This is a genomic window from Marinimicrobium sp. C6131, from assembly GCF_026153455.1.
Taxonomy (GTDB): Bacteria; Pseudomonadota; Gammaproteobacteria; order Pseudomonadales; family Cellvibrionaceae; genus Marinimicrobium.
The window spans coordinates 1,797,233-1,814,705 of sequence record NZ_CP110629.1 but is presented as its reverse complement, the minus strand read 5'-3'; the positions used below and the strand labels follow the sequence as shown (position 1 = coordinate 1,814,705).

At 60.7% G+C, this 17,473-nt stretch carries 20 protein-coding genes; 8 read left to right on the top strand and 12 right to left on the bottom strand.

Annotated features, from left to right (window positions below; translation table 11 throughout):
* Positions 1-27: 27 nt before the first annotated feature.
* On the top strand, positions 28-837 hold the full coding sequence (gene djlA / locus OOT55_RS07825) for a co-chaperone DjlA (RefSeq protein WP_265368804.1): 810 nt from the start codon (positions 28-30) through the stop codon (positions 835-837).
* On the opposite strand, the gene OOT55_RS07820 is transcribed toward djlA, so the two are convergent.
* From OOT55_RS07820 to fnr, 7 genes are all read right to left on the bottom strand, one after another.
* Entirely contained in the window at positions 812-1,570 is a 759-nt protein-coding gene (locus tag OOT55_RS07820) for a DUF1461 domain-containing protein (protein WP_265368541.1), read from the bottom strand. The genes djlA and OOT55_RS07820 overlap by 26 nt on opposite strands.
* A 59-nt stretch (positions 1,571-1,629) precedes the next feature.
* On the bottom strand, positions 1,630-2,847 hold the full coding sequence (locus OOT55_RS07815) for an MFS transporter (RefSeq protein WP_265368540.1): 1,218 nt from the start codon (positions 2,845-2,847) through the stop codon (positions 1,630-1,632).
* A 34-nt stretch (positions 2,848-2,881) separates the two neighbouring features.
* Positions 2,882-4,012, bottom strand: coding sequence for a succinyl-diaminopimelate desuccinylase (gene dapE, locus OOT55_RS07810; protein WP_265368539.1), 1,131 nt, complete (start codon positions 4,010-4,012; stop codon positions 2,882-2,884).
* An 84-nt stretch (positions 4,013-4,096) separates the two neighbouring features.
* The gene (gene dapD / locus OOT55_RS07805; protein ID WP_265368538.1) at positions 4,097-5,131 is read right to left on the bottom strand and encodes a 2,3,4,5-tetrahydropyridine-2,6-dicarboxylate N-succinyltransferase; all 1,035 of its coding nucleotides are present in this window, start codon (positions 5,129-5,131) and stop codon (positions 4,097-4,099) included.
* Between the two features lie 70 nt (positions 5,132-5,201).
* Complete coding sequence (locus tag OOT55_RS07800; RefSeq protein WP_265368537.1) at positions 5,202-5,552, bottom strand: ArsC family reductase; 351 nt, start codon at positions 5,550-5,552, stop codon at positions 5,202-5,204.
* Between the two features lie 73 nt (positions 5,553-5,625).
* The gene (locus OOT55_RS07795) at positions 5,626-6,219 is read right to left on the bottom strand and encodes a DUF4202 domain-containing protein (RefSeq protein WP_265368536.1); all 594 of its coding nucleotides are present in this window, start codon (positions 6,217-6,219) and stop codon (positions 5,626-5,628) included.
* 39 nt (positions 6,220-6,258) lie between these two features.
* Positions 6,259-6,999 carry a fumarate/nitrate reduction transcriptional regulator Fnr gene (fnr, locus tag OOT55_RS07790; protein WP_265368535.1) on the bottom strand — a complete coding sequence of 247 codons (741 nt, stop codon included), beginning with the start codon at positions 6,997-6,999 and terminating at the stop codon, positions 6,259-6,261.
* A gap of 312 nt (positions 7,000-7,311) precedes the next feature.
* On the opposite strand from fnr, the gene OOT55_RS07785 reads away from it, so the two are divergent.
* Positions 7,312-7,518 (top strand): cold-shock protein, encoded by a 207-nt coding sequence (locus OOT55_RS07785; RefSeq protein WP_265368534.1) that lies wholly within the window; start codon positions 7,312-7,314, stop codon positions 7,516-7,518.
* Between the two features lie 95 nt (positions 7,519-7,613).
* Here the strand turns inward: OOT55_RS07785 and OOT55_RS07780 are convergent, their stop codons facing one another.
* Positions 7,614-8,426, bottom strand: coding sequence for a glutaminyl-peptide cyclotransferase (locus OOT55_RS07780; protein WP_265368533.1), 813 nt, complete (start codon positions 8,424-8,426; stop codon positions 7,614-7,616).
* 52 nt (positions 8,427-8,478) lie between these two features.
* Here OOT55_RS07780 and OOT55_RS07775 point away from each other — a divergent pair, with 52 nt between their 5' ends.
* Positions 8,479-9,147: a DUF502 domain-containing protein gene (locus tag OOT55_RS07775; RefSeq protein WP_265368532.1), complete on the top strand. Its 669-nt coding sequence runs from the start codon at positions 8,479-8,481 to the stop codon at positions 9,145-9,147.
* A 12-nt stretch (positions 9,148-9,159) separates the two neighbouring features.
* Here the strand turns inward: OOT55_RS07775 and mnmC are convergent, their stop codons facing one another.
* From mnmC to trmL, 4 genes are all read right to left on the bottom strand, one after another.
* Complete coding sequence (gene mnmC, locus OOT55_RS07770; RefSeq protein WP_265368531.1) at positions 9,160-11,283, bottom strand: bifunctional tRNA (5-methylaminomethyl-2-thiouridine)(34)-methyltransferase MnmD/FAD-dependent 5-carboxymethylaminomethyl-2-thiouridine(34) oxidoreductase MnmC; 2,124 nt, start codon at positions 11,281-11,283, stop codon at positions 9,160-9,162.
* Positions 11,280-11,801, bottom strand: coding sequence for a flavodoxin FldB (gene fldB / locus OOT55_RS07765; protein ID WP_265368530.1), 522 nt, complete (start codon positions 11,799-11,801; stop codon positions 11,280-11,282). Before fldB ends, mnmC begins: the two co-directional genes overlap by 4 nt.
* Positions 11,798-12,262, bottom strand: coding sequence for a flavodoxin domain-containing protein (locus OOT55_RS07760; RefSeq protein ID WP_265368529.1), 465 nt, complete (start codon positions 12,260-12,262; stop codon positions 11,798-11,800). The genes fldB and OOT55_RS07760 overlap by 4 nt, the downstream gene beginning before the upstream one ends.
* 127 nt (positions 12,263-12,389) lie before the next feature.
* The gene (trmL, locus tag OOT55_RS07755; RefSeq protein ID WP_265368528.1) at positions 12,390-12,857 is read right to left on the bottom strand and encodes a tRNA (uridine(34)/cytosine(34)/5-carboxymethylaminomethyluridine(34)-2'-O)-methyltransferase TrmL; all 468 of its coding nucleotides are present in this window, start codon (positions 12,855-12,857) and stop codon (positions 12,390-12,392) included.
* 381 nt (positions 12,858-13,238) lie between these two features.
* On the opposite strand from trmL, the gene OOT55_RS07750 reads away from it, so the two are divergent.
* Genes OOT55_RS07750 through mshL form a run of 5 tightly spaced genes read left to right on the top strand, consistent with a single transcriptional unit; the run spans position 13,239 to position 17,471 of the window.
* Positions 13,239-14,096 carry an MSHA biogenesis protein MshI gene (locus tag OOT55_RS07750; protein WP_265368527.1) on the top strand — a complete coding sequence of 286 codons (858 nt, stop codon included), beginning with the start codon at positions 13,239-13,241 and terminating at the stop codon, positions 14,094-14,096.
* Positions 14,096-14,725 carry an MSHA biogenesis protein MshI gene (locus tag OOT55_RS07745; protein ID WP_265368526.1) on the top strand — a complete coding sequence of 210 codons (630 nt, stop codon included), beginning with the start codon at positions 14,096-14,098 and terminating at the stop codon, positions 14,723-14,725. The genes OOT55_RS07750 and OOT55_RS07745 overlap by 1 nt, the downstream gene beginning before the upstream one ends.
* Positions 14,718-15,395 (top strand): MSHA biogenesis protein MshJ, encoded by a 678-nt coding sequence (locus OOT55_RS07740; RefSeq protein ID WP_265368525.1) that lies wholly within the window; start codon positions 14,718-14,720, stop codon positions 15,393-15,395. Before OOT55_RS07745 ends, OOT55_RS07740 begins: the two co-directional genes overlap by 8 nt.
* Positions 15,388-15,717: a hypothetical protein gene (locus OOT55_RS07735; protein ID WP_265368524.1), complete on the top strand. Its 330-nt coding sequence runs from the start codon at positions 15,388-15,390 to the stop codon at positions 15,715-15,717. The genes OOT55_RS07740 and OOT55_RS07735 overlap by 8 nt, the downstream gene beginning before the upstream one ends.
* Positions 15,714-17,471, top strand: a complete 1,758-nt coding sequence (mshL, locus tag OOT55_RS07730) for a pilus (MSHA type) biogenesis protein MshL (protein ID WP_265368523.1) — start codon at positions 15,714-15,716, stop codon at positions 17,469-17,471. Before OOT55_RS07735 ends, mshL begins: the two co-directional genes overlap by 4 nt.
* Positions 17,472-17,473 lie beyond the last annotated feature (2 nt).

Sequence of the window (17,473 nt, the reverse complement as noted above, 5' to 3'; positions counted from 1 at the left end):
ACAGTTAAAGGAAACGATCTATTTATGATGATTCTCGGAAAACTCATTGGCGGTGTGCTCGGCTGGTTTATGGGCGGCCCCCTGTTGGCGCTGCTCGGCCTGGTGGTGGGCCACCTGTTCGATAAGGGGTACAACCAGATTCAGGCGGAGGGCTCGCCCGAGCGGCGTCGGGAAATCGAGCAGACGTTCTTCGAGACGGTGTTTCGCCTGCTGGGCCACCTGGCAAAGGCCGACGGCCGGGTCTCCGAGTCGGAAATCAAGCAGACCGAAGCCTACATGAATGAGATGGGGCTTACCCCGGAGCATCGCCAGCAGGCGATTGCCCTGTTCAAGGAAGGGGTGGCGGCGGATTTTGATCCCGATGCCCAGGTGATCCGGTTCCGCGAGGTCTGTGGTCGTCGTGCCAATCTGGTGCGGATGCTGCTGATCTACCTGGTCAACATTGCTCTGGCCGACGGCGAGCTGGATGAGCAGGAAGTCCAGGTGCTGCGCCAGATTGCCCTCGGGTTGGGCCTGTCCAGCGCCATGTTCGAGCAGTTGCTGCGGATGATCCAGGCCCAGAACAGCTTCAGTGGCCAGCAGCACTATCAGGGTGGGGCCAGTGCCGGACCGTCAGCCCGGGACCGGCTCAGGCAGGCTTATGATGCCCTGGGTGTCTCTCCTGAGGCGAGTGATGCCGAGGTGAAGAAAGCCTACCGAAAGCTGATGAGCGAGTACCACCCGGACAAGCTGATCGGGCAGGGGGTGCCGGAGGACATGATCAAGGAGGCCACCGAGCGCTCCCAGGAAATCCGCACCGCCTATGATCTGATCAAGGAAGAGCGCGCCCGCGCCTGAATCCGCGCAGTAATAGTGCGCCGGACAGGGCCCAGAGGATCAGGGTCAGTAGCAGCAGGAGCGCACCGATAAAGCCAAACAGGTCCGGCGCCTTCATCAGTGTGGTCATCAGGGAGTCCTGGTAGTAGAAAAACCAGGGATGATCTTTGGGGAAGGCGTATTCGTGCAGCCAGTAGAAGACCTTCACCGGGCCGATCACCCAGAGCGCGACACCGCCAACCGCCAGGCTGGCACCGGTCACCCACAATACCTTCCGCGGCCTCGGTGGTGTCAGCTGGCGCTGGCGCACGTAGAGCCCCAATACGACCAGTAATACCGCCGCCGTCAGGCCCGCCAGATAATAGTGATCCACCAGCCGAGCCACATCCTGAAGGTGAATGACTTCGGGGAGGCGCATCAGCGTGCTGCTTTGGCCGTTGGGCAGGGTGTACTGAATCTCCGCCAGACCCTCGCCACTGCTCTGAATGCTGCGGGTGATTTCGCCGAATAGGCGCACATGCTCTTCCCGGGAGGTCTCTCCAAACCCGGTTTTGTAGCGGTTTTCCGGTCCGAAACGCTCGATGTGCTGATCAATATCCAGCAGCGGGTAGGCCAGGGAAAACCCGAAGTCCACTTGAGCGAGCAGGTGCCAGGCCAGCAGGCTGGCGGCAAGAAAGTGGCTGACAAACAGGAGCGGCCACAGTGCCAATCGGTTGAACCAGTGACTGGATTGATGAAGCAGTGATGTCAGCATGGGCCTTCCCTTAATCGTGGAAGGCCTATGATGCCAAGAGCCGGGGGATCCGAAAAGTCTTAGTATTTCGTTGACTGCGACTTATAGGAAAACTGCACCAGAATCAGGGCGGCAATGAGTACCCAGCCGGTGCCGCTGAACATCTGCTGGGCGGTCAGGTCCCGGTCGATCAGCACGCCGAACAGAAAGGGCGAAATGGCGGTGGAGATGATCATCAGCGAGCTCATCAGTGAGCGGATGGAACCGAGCTTGGCGGTACCGTATACCTCGGCCCAGAGTGCGCCCCCCACGGGACTGCCGGAGCCAATGGTCATGGCCAACAGCATCATGAACGGCGGCGCCACCCAGTGGCCCTCCAGGTATGCGAGAACAAACACCGCCCCGGTCAGGGGCACCAGGACAAAACGCAGCACCGTCTGGGCACTGAACCGGTCAATCAGAATGCCGGTGACCAGTTGCGCCACCCAGTGGGTGACACCATAGATAATGAAGCAGCTGGCCAGCCAGGCGGCTGACCAGTCTTTTTCGGCCAGAATAAAACCCTGCTGAATGAAAATGCCGGTCACCATAAACGGACCACCCAGCACCGTGGGCAGAGCCAGCCAGAACCGGTAATCCTTGAGCATGTCCCGGCGCCCGGCGCTGCGCTTGAGTACCTCAGCGTCCGCGGTGGCGGGGCGGCTGCGGGTATCCACCGGGGCCTGCTTGAGCAGCCAGAGCATCAGGGGAATGTAGAGCGTCACGGTCAACAGGGCGATGACGCCCCAACTGCCCCGCCAGCCGATCAGGGTAATCAGTGCCACCGCCGCAATGGGCAGAATCACCTCGCCGACCGGTACGCCGCTGGCCGATACGCTCAGTGCCTTGCCCCGGTCCCGGTCGAAATAGCGGGCCATGGTGGTCTGGGCCGTGTGGGGCAGCAGTCCCTGGCCGCAAAAACGCAGCAGAAACAGGCCGAGCAACAACAGCAGGGGATGATAGGCCAGTGCCATTACGATGCCCGCGAGCGTGAGCCCGACCGCGGAGAGGGAGGCAAAGAAACGCAACGGCAGCCGGTCAATCAGCCCCCCGAACGCCATGATCAGCAGGCCACTGGTCAGGGTGGCAATGGAATACAGTGAACCGTACCGACCGGCGGACAGCCCCAGGGATTCCTGAATGGGCGTACCGTACCAACTGATGAAAAACGATTGCCCGAAGTTGCCCCAGAAAATACTGATAAAGCCAAACGCCAACAGCGGCCAGGACTGGGCGATAAAGCGAAAATAATTCTGCACAGTACTCTCTCAGTCTCCAGCAGGTGATCGATTTTTAGCGGGTGAGCAACCGTTTGAGCGTGCTCTGATAGAGAGCGGTCAGGGTGTCCAGATCCTCCGCCCTCACACATTCGTCCACCTTGTGAATAGTGTCATTGCGCGGACCGAGCTCGACCACCTGGGCTCCGGTGGGCGCGATAAAGCGGCCGTCGGAGGTGCCCCCGGCGGTGGAGAGTATTGGCTTCTGCCCGGTGTGCTGCTCCACCGCTTTGACGACAGCGTCGACCAGCTCGCCCTCGGCGGTCAGGAAGGGTTGGCCGCTGAGTTTCCAGTCCAGCTCGTAATCGAGCTCGTGCCTGTTCAATATCGCTTCAGTGCGCTCGCGCAACTGTGCTTCCGTCACTTCCGTGGAAAAGCGGAAGTTGAACACCACTTCCACTTCGCCGGGGATCACATTGGTGGCCCCGGTGCCGCCGTTGATATTGGAAATCTGGAAGCTGGTCGCCGGAAAGAATTCGTTGCCCTGATCCCACTCCTGGGCCGCCAGCTCGGCCAGCGCAGGGGCGGCTTTGTGAATCGGGTTGTCCGCCAGGTGCGGGTAGGCCACATGCCCCTGAACGCCCTTGACCCTCAGGACCCCGCCCAGGGACCCCCGGCGACCGTTCTTGATCACATCGCCGACCCGGTCGGTACTGGAGGGCTCACCCACGATACACCAGTCGATTTTCTCCTGGCGGGCTTCCAGCCACTCCACCACTTTCACAGTGCCGTTCACCGAGGGGCCTTCCTCATCGCTGGTGATCAGAAAACCGATCCGGCCCTGGTGATCAGGATGCTCCGCCACAAATTGCTCGCAGGCCACAACCATGGAGGCCAGAGAGCCTTTCATATCCGCCGCGCCCCGACCGTACAGCATCCCGTCTTCGACCACCGGTTCGAACGGGGGATGTTGCCACTGACTTTCCGGACCGGTGGGCACCACATCGGTGTGCCCGGCAAAGGCCAGCAGTGGCCCCTCGGTGCCCCGGGTGGCCCAGAAGTTGTCCACCTCTTCAAACCGCAACCGTTCCACCTGAAAGCCGATGGCCTCCAGACGCTGGATCATCAGGTCCTGGCAGCCGGCGTCCTCGGGGGTGACCGAGCGGCGGCGGATCAGGTCGTGGGCGAGTTGGAGAGTGGGGGTCATAAGCGGTCTCTTGGGGTGGGGCCTTCGGAGCGGTTTTTGGGAACGGCGGATAAGCGCTTTGCGCGCATCCGCCGTAACCTGACGTTAATTGTTAACGTGCAGCGCCTCGTTCAACTGCACCGCGGTCTTGTTGGTCACACACTCGACCCGACCGGTCAGGGAATTGCGGCGGAACAACAGGCCGGACTGATTCGCCAGCTCCCGGGCCTTGACGGTGTTCACCTCGTTGCCCTGATCATCCAGGACCACCACCTTGGTGCCCGCGGTGATGTACAGACCGGATTCGATGGTGCAGCGATCGCCCAGCGGGATGCCGGTGCCGGCATTGGCGCCCAACAGGCACTCCTTACCGATGGAGATGATGATGTTGCCGCCGCCGGACAGGGTGCCCATGGTCGAGCTGCCGCCGCCGAGATCGGAGCCAGACCCGACAAACACGCCGGCCGAAATACGACCTTCGATCATACCCGGCCCGGCGGTACCGGCATTAAAGTTCACGAAGCCTTCGTGCATGATGGTGGTGCCTTCACCCAGGTAGGCGCCCAGACGCACCCGGGCGGTGTGGGCAATACGCACGCCCTTGGGCACCACGTAATTGGTCATTTTCGGGAATTTGTCCACGCAGGCCACTTCCAGAAGTTCACCGGCCAGGCGGGCCTGGAGCTGGCGCTCAGGCAGCTCGTCCAGGTCGACCGCGCCCTGATTGGTCCAGGCCACGTTGGGCAGACAGCCAAACAGGCCCGTCAGGTCGGTGCCGTGGGGCTTGACCAGGCGATGGGAAATCAGGTGCAGCTTGAGGTAGCCTTCCGGCACGGACTGCGGAGCGCTGTCTTCGGCCAGCAGGGTGGCCACCAGCGGACGCTTGCTGTGAATGAACGAGCGGGCAATGGCGGCTTGAGTATCGTCACCGGCCTGCTCAAGCGCCTCGGCCAGGGCCTGCATGTTGTTGACGTCCAGTTCGATGACCTGATTGCCACCCTGGTAGTTCAGCGCCTGAGCGACGGCGGATGCGGTGGCCTCGGTCGGGTTGAGCAGAGGCTGAGGGTAGAAAACTTCCAGCCACTCGTTGTTCAGGTTCTGGGTGCCGACGCCAAGGCCGAGGCTGTACAGTTGGGTCATGATCATGTCCTGTGGGTCATTACGTTAATACGGAAATTGAAAGAAACGCGCTGCGGTGCGAAAGGCCAGCTCAACGGGCCAGCCAGGCGGCGTAATCGTCTGCCTTGAACCCCGCGTGGCGGGTATCCCCGGTATCAAGCAGCGGTCGCTTGATCAGGGTGGGGTTCTCGAGAATCACGGCGGCGGCGTTGTCAGCGGTCATCTGTTCCCGGGTGGTCTGGTCCAGTGCTTTCCAACTGGTACTGCGCCTGTTGACCAGGTCCATGCCCAGTTCGTTCAGCCAGCCGGCCACCTGCGCTTCGGTGAGTCCATCCGTGCGCAGATCGTGAAACCGGTAGTCCACGCCCCGGTCGTCCAGCCAACGGCGGGCCTTCTTGACGGTGTCACAGTTTTTGATGCCGTAGAGGGTAATCGCTGCCATGAAATGTTCACCGGTTTTGCAAAACCGGCAATTGTAGCAAATTTTGAGGTGGGTTTGGCGGGGTTGCGGTCTCTTATGCCTCCAACGCTTTGTGAATCAGGCGCCCCATCGGCTCGGACAGCGGCAGCTTCAAGGCCGCCTCATGGCCCCGCTCAGACATCTTGTTCCAGGTCTTCTGGATGATATCGATCAGCTTTTCCTCGTCGTGCTTCTGGGCGAAGTCTTCCAGGTAATGGCTCAGAAAGACCAGACAGATCACATCCTCCAGAGTCTGCACCTCCGGGTCGCGCTTGAGATTGCGCTTGATCAGCATGTCCTGCACCCGGCGAATGGTCTCCTCATCGTAGCCGTGCTCGGCCATGATCTGGCCGGCCACCTTCCCGTGGTGCAGGGCGAGCTGGCTGCGCCACTTTTTATAACCGGCCCGGCCCTCGGGATAGTCGCTGCGTGGGCTCTCCCAGCGGCGAATGTGTTGGCAGCGGGCGGCCAGTTGCAGGGGTTCCGAGGCATCCGGGCAGAAGGCGTTGAGGGTCTCGGTCATACGTCGGCCGTAGAGCCACTCTTTGGGGTGGCTCTCGCCCTGATCCGTTTCCCGGTTCGGGTCTTCGGCGTTGGCGGCGTCGAACGCGGCCAGAGTCTGATCAAGTCGAGTCTGTGAATCGGGCATGGGGCGAGTCAATCCTGTGGGGTTGATCGGCAAACGGTATCAGTGGCGCTGACTGGCCAGTTGGCGCAGTTGGTCCATATCCAGAATGTGGATTTCCTTTTTGTCGACGGACAGCACCTTCTGCTGCTGCAGGCGACTGAACACCCGGCTGATGGTCTCGATGGTCAGACCCAGGAAGTTGCCAATGTCGGTTCGTGACATGGGCAGCCGGAAGGCGGTGGGCGAAAGCTTGCGACGCTGGTGGCGGCTGGAGAGACTCAGCAGCAGGGTGGCTACCCGTTCTTCGGCGCTGCTTTTGCTCAGCAGGCTGATCAACTGTTGGTCCTGAGTGATTTCCCGGCTGAGCAGTTGGAAGACATTGCGCTGCAGCGATGGGATCTTGAGGCTCAGGTCCTCCATCTGTTCAAAGGGAATTTCGCAGATCGACGAGGTCTCCAGTGCGATCACGGTGTTGGTGTATCGATTATCGGCGATGCCGTCGAGACCCACCAGCTCGCCGGGTAAATAGAAGCCGGTGACCTGCTCTTCACCCTGCTCATTGAGGGTGGAAGCCTTCACGGCGCCGGAGCGGATCGCGAACAGGGAGTCGAATGGGTCCTCGGCACGATACAGGTGCTCACCCTTGTGAAGCGGGCGGCCGCGCTGGACGATACGGTTGAGTTGATCGACGTCATCCAGATGCAGGCTTAACGGCAGGCACAGGGTGTTTAGACGACAGGTGCTGCAAGACGTCCTGGAGTCGTGACTGCAACTGGTTTCAGAGGTGCTGATCCGGATCATAGTATCTTCTGTAAGGGGCGGACAGTCTTATTGTTGCAGCTTTGCCAGGCAGGGTAAAGGTATAGCGTTGCCGAGCTCTTTACAGGGGCTCGGCAACGAGTATATAGTCATTTTGCTGGCCAATCGCCGCATTATTTATGGTTACACCGTCGTTCTAACAAGGTTGTCCTGCACACGCTGTACGCCTGCTTTTAGTAACACGTTTTGTCAGTCATAAGTAAGTGAACTGTGCCAGCGGGTTGTCCCGCGTTCGGAGTCATGTGGTACCGGTGCGGATTTCATTCGACTCAGCAAAACGTCAAGGTTAAAACTATGTCCAGAAGTACAGGTGTTGTTAAGTGGTTCAACGAGTCCAAGGGTTTCGGATTCATTGAGCAGGAAGGCGGTCAGGATGTGTTTGTGCATTACAGTGCCATCTCCGGTACCGGCTTCAAGACGTTGTCCGAAGGCCAGCGCGTGGAATTCGACGTGAAAGACGGCCAGAAAGGCCCTCAAGCGGACAACGTGGTTGGATTGTAAGCCACCCGGTGATGCCGCATGAAAAAGCCGCGCAGTTGGTGCGGCTTTTTTTTGCGCGGTATCGGTCGCCCCCGAGATTCGGTTCAGGCTCACCGTCAAGGTTTGGGCGTCAAGGACAGGCGATACAGCGTTGGCCACAATTTGCCGGTCACCCAGAACTGATCTCGCTCGGCGTCGTAGGCGATACCGTTCAGTACTGCGCCCGCAGTCGCCGGTTGCGCTGTGCGGACCAGTTCGGACAGATCCAGAGACCCGATCACACGGCCGTTATCGGGATCAATCTGGATCAGGCGATCTGAATACCAGATATTTGCCCATACGGCGCCGTCCACGTATTCGAGTTCATTCAGGCGCGTGACCGGCTTGCCGTTCTCGGTGACAGTAACCTGATGTGTCAGCCGGAAGTCGTCCGGCGTGTGAAAATAGAGTTGGGCGCTGCCATCGGAGCGAATCAGACGTTCTCCGTCATCGGTCAGCCCCCAACCTTCGCCGGAATAGTTGAGCTGCCGCACGGGCTGCAGCGTGTCGGCGTCGTACACCAGTAGTGTTTTTTCTCGCCAGGTCAGCAAGTAGAGCTCGTTGTTCAACTCCGTCAGTCCCTCGGCAAAGTACCGAGCGGCCAGCGACCGTTCACGGTCGGCTTGTCGGCCATTGTCCTGATAGGAAATCAGGCGGGACTGGCCGTATCGGCCCCCGCTTTCATAGAACCGCGAGCCGCGCTTCAGCAGGCCCTGCGTGAACATGGACGGGTCATGGGATTGTTCGGCCTCCACCTGGAACTGGTACTGGATGATGCCGGGAGGGCCGGTATCGGCACAGGCGGCCAGGGCCATCAACAAGCCGGTAAGCCACAGGGTTCGGCAGCTCCAGCGGTTGACTGTGTTGAAAGCACCGGAAGTTTGTGTCATAAGCGTGGTCCTGGACAGAGAGGGCTCTATGGTAATCAACGGGAAGGCATTTATGAAACGTTGGCAGTCGTTTGTGGGATTGACACTACTCGGTGGCCTGATGGTCGCGCTGCCGATTGCCATATTTATTTTTATCCTGCAGTGGCTGCTGGGGCTGGTGACCGCCGTGATTGCCCCGATCAGCACCTGGCTGGCCAGTTGGGCGCCACTGGCGGAGCAGGTGGCCGACTTGCTCGGTATCGTGTTGGTGCTGGGGGCTTTTTTCCTGATCGGCCTGGCGGTAAAAACCAGCATTGGCCGCTGGATACACAACCGGGTGGATCAGTGGCTCACCCGCTTTGCGCCCGGCTACAGCACCATCCGGGAAGTGGTCATGCAGTTCCTGGGCAGCGAAAACAATACCTCATTGCTGCGCGGACAAGTCTGCCGTGCCTATATTATGGGTCGTCAGAATCCGGTCTCGGTCACCGCCATTGTGACCGCGCGTCACAGCAATGGTGATTGCACGGTGTATGTGCCGACCGCCCCGATTCCCTCGTCCGGGTTTGTCTACCACCTGACCGAAGACTGTGTCGAGCTGTTGCCCCATATCAGTGTCGAAGCGGCCATGCGCACGGTGATTGCCTGTGGCAGCGGCTCCCAGATCATCAGTGACCCGCCAGAACCTGCGCCCGAAGCACCGGCGGCAGCCGCCGAAGATCCTGGTACCCGCCGTCATTGAGGCGATGGGCTATTATATTTTGTTACGCATCAGGTCCCGGATCAGAAAACGCGCCGGATGCAGCGCCTGGACCAGTTCGCGGTCCAGGGGCATTGGTTCACGTTCAATGTGGGCGGCCAGCAACTCGGCGCTGAGCGGGGTATAGCACAGTCCGCGCGATCCGTGGCCCACATTGATGAACAGCCCCCGGTGATAGCGCCCCGGGCGGGAAATGTTCAGCCGGGCGTCTTTGCGCAGGGCGGCAAAGTCCTCCAGAAAGGCGGCCTGATCCGGGGCGGGCCCGACCAGAGGCAGATAGTCCGGCGTTGTGCACCGAAAGGCCACCCGTCCCTCGAGCGAGGCCAAAGGTTGGTCCGCAAACAGGTTGGCGACCTCGGGGCCAAACTGGGCCAACTGGTCCAGGTTTTGCCGTTGATCCCGTTCCTTTAAATCGGTATCGGTCTCGTGCAGGTTGAAGGTGGCGCCGAGGCAGTGTCTGGCCCCGTCCGTGGGCGCGAGGTAGCCATCGCCGCAGAGTGCCGTGCTCAATTGTCGACTTCGATCCGTTGCGTTCACCTGGGTAATTTGGCCGCGAATGGCCTTCAGCGGCAGTGAGGCCGTCTGGACGAAGTGTTGCACGGCCCGGGCGTTTGCCAATACGGCGATGCGGGCCCGATGTTCTCGATTGGACGAGTCCCGGGCGCACCAGTGCTCATCCTGCTGGCAGAGGTCCGTGACCGTGGTGTCGCCCCCCAGACGGATGTTCGGGTGGTCAAGTAGCGCTTCGCACAGGGCGGCCGGGTTCAGCCAGCCCGACCGGGGAAAATACAGGGCCGGCCGGGGCAGCGGCAGTCCGGCGAGTTTGCCGGCTTCGGTGGCGTCGACCGGGCGGACAAATTCCGGTGTGGCCTGAAAGCGTTGAGCAATCTGGGTCTGCAACTGACGTTCTTTGTCAGTGGTGGCTACCTGAAGCAGCCCGCAGGCGGCGCCGAAACGTCCGGCGTCTTCCCCGTTATCGATGTGCCAGTAAGTGCGGTAGAAGCGCTGGGCAAAGCTCAGACTCAACAGGTTGAAGCGTGCCAGTGGCGAGTTTTTGGGGGAGAGTTTGGCGTACAGCAACCCCTGGGGGTTGCCCGACGCTTCCTGAGCCGCGCGGCGGTGCCGCTCCAGAACAGTCACCTGCCAGCCCCGTTCGGCCAGCGTCCGGGCGCTGTGACAGCCGGCCAGTCCGGCTCCGACAATCAGAGCGGTTCGCGGCGTGTCGGGGCTCAGTCCCGGGTGCGAGGGTAGAGCCCAGGGTAGGGCCGGCTTCTTTCGGTTCAGGCGATGAGGGGCGGAAATCGGGCGGTTCGGCGTTGCGGGCACCGAGGTGGATTCCGCCATTGCATAATGTGCCGTGAGCATTTCCCGCTTTCGACCGAAACCGGGCACTTTCTCCGGCGTGAAACCGGCGTCGGCCAGGCCGCGTCGGACCATGCCGGACGCGGTGAATGTGGCCAGTGTGGTGCCGGCCCGACTCAGGTGGGCCAGGGTGGCGAACAGTTCCGGGGTCCACATGTCGGCATTTTTGGCCGGCGCGAAACCGTCCAGAAACCAGGCATCTACGGTCGGCCCCGCGTGGATAAAATCCGGATGATCGCTGTTCAGCAGTTGGGCCAGGCCGCGTTGGGCGTCATCAAAAATCAGTGTCAGGCACACCCGCCCCCGGTCCAGGTGCAATCGATGAAATGCCGGGCCGACGGTGGGTGGGTAGTGTGCAATCAGCTCATCGGCGAGCGCCCTTAGCTCGGGCCACAACCCCAGGGCTCGCTCCAGGTCTTCCCGCCGCAGGGGAAAACGATCCACACTGATGAAATGCAGTCGGGCATCCGCCGGGGCGGCCTCCCGCCAGAGTTGCCAGGCGGCCAGAAAGTTGAGGCCCGAGCCAAAGCCGGTTTCACCGATCACAAAGCGGCGTGCCGGCGTGGGGTTTTGTGCCAGCGCGCGGAAGCGCTCCGCCAGCCGATTATGATTCAGGAACACGTGCCGAGTCTCGGCCAGACCGTCGGCGCGGGAGAAGTACACATCGCCAAATCGGGTGGACATCGGTTGACCCGCTTCATCCCACTCCAACCGAGCGGTTTCCAGGTCCTGGTCCGGCCCCGGGGCGTCGCTCACAAACCGAACTCCCGGGTCACCTGTTCACACCAGCGCGCGATGCGCTCATCGGTCAGCTCGAACTCGTTTTCTTCATCCAGCGCCAGGCCAACAAACTGGTCACCCTCGGGGGTGAGTGCCTGAGAGGCCTCAAACTCATAGCCTTCCCGAGGCCAATACCCGCACAGTCGGGCACCACGGGCCAACAGTTGCGCATGCAGGTAACCCATGGCGTCGAGAAACCACTCGGGATAGCCAATCTGATCCCCCAGACCGTAGAGCGCGACCGATTTGCCGCGCAGATCCAGCTCCGCCAGCTCTTCCCAGATCTCTTCCCAGTCTTCCTGTAGCTCACCATAGTCCCAGGTCGGGATGCCAAAGATCAGATAGTCGTAAAACTGGGCGGTGATGACCGGTTCATCGGCAATATTGAACATGTCGACCCGGTCTTCACCCAGCACCGCGCGGATTTTTTCGCCCGCCATTTCGGTGTAGCAGGTAGAGCTGCCATAAAACAGTCCGATGGGGGCACGGCTCATGGCTGCCCTCCGTTGGGTAGTTGTGCCGCCCACTTCTCAAGCCATTCCCGGGCGGACTCCCCGGGGTCGTCGCCGCTGCAGGCATCCAGTACCAGAGGTTCGCCGATTCGCTGCGCGCCGAGGTCGGCAAACGCGTCGTCGATGGCCTGACCGGCTTCACCAAAGGTGGTATAGCTGCTGTCGCCGAGGTTGATCAGGCCGTATTGGCGCCCGGCAATGGCGGGATACTCCCGGGTCATCTGAACATACAGAGGTTGCAGGTTGTCTGGCAGATCACCGGCTCCGGTATTGGAGGTACAGATGAGCAGAATTTCGTCGGGGCTTCGAACCAGGTCTTCCACCTGAGCAAAGTTGTTGATGCTGATCTGGTGGCCTTTGCGCTCCAGTTCCTCGGCCGCGAGCTCGGCGATGTGCTCTGCATTGCCGGTGACGCTGCCCACCAATATCTGGATTTGACTCATGAGTCCCCTTGGTAATCGACTGTGGTACGAATGCTGGATCAGGCTGGCGCCCTTAGAGCACGGCATGATACCAGCCTGTTCGAGCTAGTGTACCCCGTCATTGATGCTGTGGCGGGGTACACAAGCGTCAGCGGTGGCTGCCCGGGAACCCCAGTTGACGCCAGGCCTCGTAGGTCACTACGGATACGGCATTGGAAAGGTTCATGCTGCGACTGTCGGCCACCATGGGAATGCGCAGCAGTCGGTCCCGTCCCAGCTGGTCCCGTATGGAGGCGGGCAGTCCCCGGGTTTCCGGGCCGAACAGCAGGTAGTCACCTGCCTCGAACCGGGTCTCACTGGGGTAGCGGTGGCCTTTGGTGCTGAGCCCAAACAGTCGCACGGGTTGTCGCTGTTCAAGGAAGCTGGGCCAGTCCCGGTAGGTTTGCAGGCTCTGCCATTCACCGTAATCCAGCCCGGCGCGGCGCAGCCGTTTGTCATCGAGCACGAACCCCAGGGGTTCAATCAGGTGCAGGTGGCAGCCGGTGTTGGCCGCCAGACGGATGATGTTGCCGGTATTGGGGGGTATTTCCGGTTCAAATAAAACAATATGGAACATTGGTTTTCAGCCGATTTCGTGTACTATTGTGCGAAAGATCCGTGTTTGATGTTGTTGGTTATAACAAAAAGGAATATAAAGCGCCTTCAGGGCGAGATTTTATTGGCGCTCGTGCGATTCTCCGGAGAGTCTCGTGCTCAATGCGTCATAATACCAGCGTTCAGGCATGTTTATTGCCTCTTATCGTCAGGTATGTTGTCAGGCCTGACGGTCGCTTCAGACAGAATGGGGAGCGGAATTCCGGCAGTCAACAATAATTCGGGAAGCCCAGGTGGCCAGCCGTTGAGCTTATTTCGTAAACGACCATCCAGTTCAGGTATAGTTGGCGTCCAATTCAACGAGGGCGGGGTTTCGCTCGTCTGTGCAGAAGCCCGTCCTGACATGAGCGGCGCGTCCGAAGCGGAGGCGCCTGCGCCTTTGCTTCAGATTGCAGAATGGCTCCCCGAGCGCGATAGGCAGCGTCAGTGTCGACTGCTGGAGGAGCGCGTAGAGCAGTTGGGACTGCGGCGCAAACCCTGTCACCTGGTGCTGGGACGGGAGGACTATAATCTGCTGCTGGTTGAGGCGCCTGCCGTGCCCGCTTCGGAGTTGCGCGAAGCGCTGCGTTGGCGGATTCGCGATCTGATCGATTTCCCCGCCGATCAGGCGGTACTGGATGCCTTTCTTCTGCCGGAAGACCGTAGCCGGGGCGGCAAACGCATGGCCTATGTGGCGGTCGTTCACCGGGATGTGATTGAGCAGCGAATTGCCCAGGTGGCCGAGGCCCGGCTGAAGCTTCAGGTGATTGATATCCCGGAACTGGCGTTGCGCAATCTGGTGTATCGGGTATGTGACACCACCCGGGGCGTCGCGCTGGTCAAGCTCGGTGGCGGCACCGGGAGTCTGCACATCGTTCGTGGCGATGACCTGCACCTGGCGCGTCGCTTTAACGTGCCCTACGAAGGCGGGCTGCTGGAGGATCTGCCGGAAGATGTTCTGCTGCTGGAAATCCAGCGCTCCCTGGATTACTTCGAACGCCAGATGCGTCAGCCACCGCCCGGTCAGATCTGCCTGGTCGGCGAGAACCTCAGCCCCGATAAAATCACGGAATCACTGACCAACGGCTTACCGATGCCGTTGTCGCTGCTGGATATTGAAGCCTCGCTGAGGTTTGGAGATCAGGTTCAGTCCCACACCCTGACGCTGTGCCTGCCGGCCATCGGCGCCGCACTGCGGTTTACCGAGGGGGAGTCAGACTGATGCAACAGGTCAATCTGTATTTGCCGGAGTTTCACCCCCGCCGGGTGTGGCTGAGTCTGACCCAGATGATCGCCGCGATAGCGGCTGTTCTGGTGTTGATTGTCGGCCTGTCGCTATGGAGCGGGGCCTACACCGATTCCCTGCAGGCGCGTTTGACCAGTGAACGGGCAGAGCTGGACGCGTTACAGCGGCAGGTTCAGCAACTGATGGCCGAACTTCCCGCCCGTCGAGGGGCGACGGTGGAAGAGCAGGTGGCCCGTCTGCGTCAGGAGATACAGCGACGGGAGCAGATTCTGCAATTGATGTCCCAGCAGAACCTCGGGAACGCCGAGGGGTTTTCGGGACAGTTGTCCAGTCTGTCCCACCACGCGCTGGATGACCTGGCGCTGGCCCGGTTTTCGCTTCAGTCCGGTGGCCAGTACGTCGAGCTGGCCGGTCGGGTTCGCAAGCCTGAACAGGTGCCTCTGTATCTGCAGCAGTTGCGTCGTGACCAGAGCTTTTCAGGCGTATCGTTCGGCGTGTTGGAAGTGGCCCGGGAGCCCGATGATCGGGGACCGGGGCTGATGTTCTCAGTGCAGCGCGCCCTGGCCGACGACGCCAGTGTGCGGGGAGGGCGATCGGGTGACTGAGTGGCAGCAGACCTGGCAGCGATGGTCCGAGCGGGTGGAGGCGTACTCTCTGCGCGAGCGGGTACTGCTATTGCTGTGTGTTATTGCGGTACTGATCGGGCTCTGGCAATGGTTGGTGGCGTTGCCCGAGGAGCGTCAGCGGGAGCAGATTGAACAGCAGCGCACCGCGGTCGCGAATGACCGGGGTGCCCAGCAGGCACAACTGGCCGCCCTGATGAGCACCGAGGCCGACAGCCGACCCGCACAGGAGCTGGCGCAACTGCAGCGTACGCTCGATGAGCTTGATGAGAGTCTGGCCAGCCTTTCCCAGGGGTTGGTCAGTGCGGACCAACTGCCCCAGATTCTTCAGGAGGTACTGATCTCCACGACGGAGCTGCGGTTGCGCCGGGTGCGTACGCTTCCCGTGGAAGAACTGCCGTTGAGTGGAACCACGGGCGAGGCTGAAAATGCGGAATCGGCCCACACGGCGACCGGTGTCTTTCGGCACAGTGTGGAGCTGGAAGTCAGTGGGGATTTCTTTGAGGTGCTGAGTTTTCTGCGTCGGCTCGAAGGGTTGCCCTGGCGGTTCTACTGGGATCGTCTCGACTATGAAGTGGCGGACTACCCGGTGGGCGACATTCGATTACGGGTGTATACCCTGAGTGCAGAGGAGGGCCTGCTCGGTGTCTAGATGGCTGTGCATTGCCTGTCTGATTGGTTGGTCGGCACTGGTGTGGGCGGATGCCCAACGCGATCCCACCCGCCCTCTGGACTATCGGGTCAGTCGTGAGTCGGTGGCTCTGACCCTGAACGCGATTATGGAAGGCAATTCGCGCCGCCTGGCCATCATCAACGGTCAGTCGCTGAAGGAGAGCGAGATGATTGCCAACACCGGCGGGGTGCGGCTGGTGCGGATTGAATCCCATTCGGTGATTGTCGGCCAGGGTGGCCGGCAGTGGCGTTTGAATTTGAACGATGAATCTGTGCGCCGGACGAGGCCCGCGGAGCAATGAGGCAAACGATTATGGACCCGCATTTTCTGCAAAGAACGATGCAAGGTGTCGCAACGCTGGTGGTGGCTGTCCTGTTGACGGCCTGTGTTGGGCCCCGCGATTCGCAACTGGCGGCCGAGCGTGAAATGGGCGAGCTGGCTCAAGAGCAGCGTGAGCAGGCCCAGGTGGTGCCCGAGGAGGTGAGCCGGGCGCTGGTGCCCGAGCGCAGCCGTGCGGCCGATGTGACTCCGGAACGGTTTGATGTCAGGGTGCGTAACGTGCCCGCCAAGGCGTTTTTCCTCGGACTGGTGGAGGATTCAGAGACCAACATCGTGGTGCATCCCGACGTGAGTGGCAGCCTTTCCCTGGAGCTGAAAGGCGTCACCGTCGATGAGGTGCTGGAGGTGGCGCGGGACATTTACGGCTACGACTACCGGCGCTCGGGAAATATTTATACGGTGTACCCCAACGAGCTTCAGACCCAGGTATTCCATGTGAACTATCTGGACGTTCAGCGGGTGGGGGTATCGGATACCAACCTGTCGATCGGTCGCAGTGAGTCATCGAACAATAACCGGAACAATCGCGGCTCCAATAACACCGGCGGGGGGGATGACGGTGCCAATCTGTTGGGCCTGCTCGCGGGAGAGGAAGGTAACAATACCAATGGCTCCGAAGTGACTCCGGGGGCGCGGGTGCAGACCATGAACCGTACCGATTTCTGGCAATCGTTACGTCAATCGGTGTCTGCCATTGTGGGTGGCGAGAGCGGCGACCGGATGGTCATGGTCAGTCCCCAGGCCGGTATGGTGGTGGTCAAGGCCATGCCCCACGAACTGAATGCGGTGCGGGAGTTTCTGGAGCGCTCTGAGTTGAGTGTCCGGCGCCAGGTGATTCTGGAGGCGAAAATTCTCGAGGTTCGTCTGAATGAAGGGTTTCAGGCGGGAATCAACTGGGGCGCGATCAGCGGGCAGCTCGATTACGGCTACAACCGGCTGCGTTCGACCAGTTACTCGGAGCAGGATTCGGCCGTGCGCAATATACCGGGCACCACGTCGCGCCAGATTGCCGGTCTGGAAGAGGTGCAGCGTGGTACCGAGAATCTGTTTACCTCAGTCCTGCAAGTGGGAGATGTCACCGAGCTGCTTGATCTGCTGGAAACCCAGGGCAGCGTACAGGTCCTGTCCAGCCCTCGGGTGTCCACGGTGAACAACCAGAAGGCGCTGATTCGCGTGGGCTCTGATGAGTACTTCGTGACCGGCATTTCCAACAACACCACTTCGAATGTGGCGTCGGTGACCAGCACGCCCAATATCGAACTGTCGTCTTTCTTCAGCGGTATTGCTCTGGATGTTACCCCTCAGATCGCCGATGGCGGAGAGGTGATCCTGCACATTCACCCTGTGGTCAGCGAAGTGAACGACCAACTGAAAATTTTCACGGTCGGCAGCGAAGAGTTTGCCTTGCCCCTGGCGCAACGGGGCATCCGCGAGTCCGACAGTATTGTCCGGGCGCGCAGTGGTCAGGTGGTGGTGCTGGGTGGCCTGATGCAGGAAGACACCCGGGATACCGACGGCAAGCGCCCGTTGCTGGGTGATATTCCGCTGATCAACAGTCTGTTCAAGACCCAGGGGCGCAGCCGTCAGAAAACCGAACTGGTGATTCTGCTGCGGCCAGTGGTGGTTGATGACAACACCTGGCAGGACGAACTCGATCGCAGTCGTAATCGCATGCAACAGATGGGCGATGGTTATCGCGACCTCTGGGAGCAATAGCG

What these genes read in the sequence shown, in the direction of transcription:
- OOT55_RS07820 (WP_265368541.1), bottom strand. Translation starts at nt 1,570, where the DNA reads ATGCTGACATCACTGCTTCATCAATCCAGTCACTGGTTCAACCGATTG.
- OOT55_RS07750 (WP_265368527.1), top strand. Translation starts at nt 13,239, where the DNA reads ATGAGCGGCGCGTCCGAAGCGGAGGCGCCTGCGCCTTTGCTTCAGATT.
- OOT55_RS07745 (WP_265368526.1), top strand. Translation starts at nt 14,096, where the DNA reads ATGCAACAGGTCAATCTGTATTTGCCGGAGTTTCACCCCCGCCGGGTG.
- OOT55_RS07775 (WP_265368532.1), top strand. Translation starts at nt 8,479, where the DNA reads ATGAAACGTTGGCAGTCGTTTGTGGGATTGACACTACTCGGTGGCCTG.
- OOT55_RS07760 (WP_265368529.1), bottom strand. Translation starts at nt 12,262, where the DNA reads ATGAGTCAAATCCAGATATTGGTGGGCAGCGTCACCGGCAATGCAGAG.
- fldB (WP_265368530.1), bottom strand. Translation starts at nt 11,801, where the DNA reads ATGAGCCGTGCCCCCATCGGACTGTTTTATGGCAGCTCTACCTGCTAC.
- trmL (WP_265368528.1), bottom strand. Translation starts at nt 12,857, where the DNA reads ATGTTCCATATTGTTTTATTTGAACCGGAAATACCCCCCAATACCGGC.
- dapD (WP_265368538.1), bottom strand. Translation starts at nt 5,131, where the DNA reads ATGACCCAACTGTACAGCCTCGGCCTTGGCGTCGGCACCCAGAACCTG.
- mshL (WP_265368523.1), top strand. Translation starts at nt 15,714, where the DNA reads ATGAGGCAAACGATTATGGACCCGCATTTTCTGCAAAGAACGATGCAA.
- OOT55_RS07780 (WP_265368533.1), bottom strand. Translation starts at nt 8,426, where the DNA reads ATGACACAAACTTCCGGTGCTTTCAACACAGTCAACCGCTGGAGCTGC.
- fnr (WP_265368535.1), bottom strand. Translation starts at nt 6,999, where the DNA reads ATGATCCGGATCAGCACCTCTGAAACCAGTTGCAGTCACGACTCCAGG.
- djlA (WP_265368804.1), top strand. Translation starts at nt 28, where the DNA reads ATGATTCTCGGAAAACTCATTGGCGGTGTGCTCGGCTGGTTTATGGGC.
- OOT55_RS07785 (WP_265368534.1), top strand. Translation starts at nt 7,312, where the DNA reads ATGTCCAGAAGTACAGGTGTTGTTAAGTGGTTCAACGAGTCCAAGGGT.
- dapE (WP_265368539.1), bottom strand. Translation starts at nt 4,012, where the DNA reads ATGACCCCCACTCTCCAACTCGCCCACGACCTGATCCGCCGCCGCTCG.
- OOT55_RS07800 (WP_265368537.1), bottom strand. Translation starts at nt 5,552, where the DNA reads ATGGCAGCGATTACCCTCTACGGCATCAAAAACTGTGACACCGTCAAG.
- OOT55_RS07795 (WP_265368536.1), bottom strand. Translation starts at nt 6,219, where the DNA reads ATGCCCGATTCACAGACTCGACTTGATCAGACTCTGGCCGCGTTCGAC.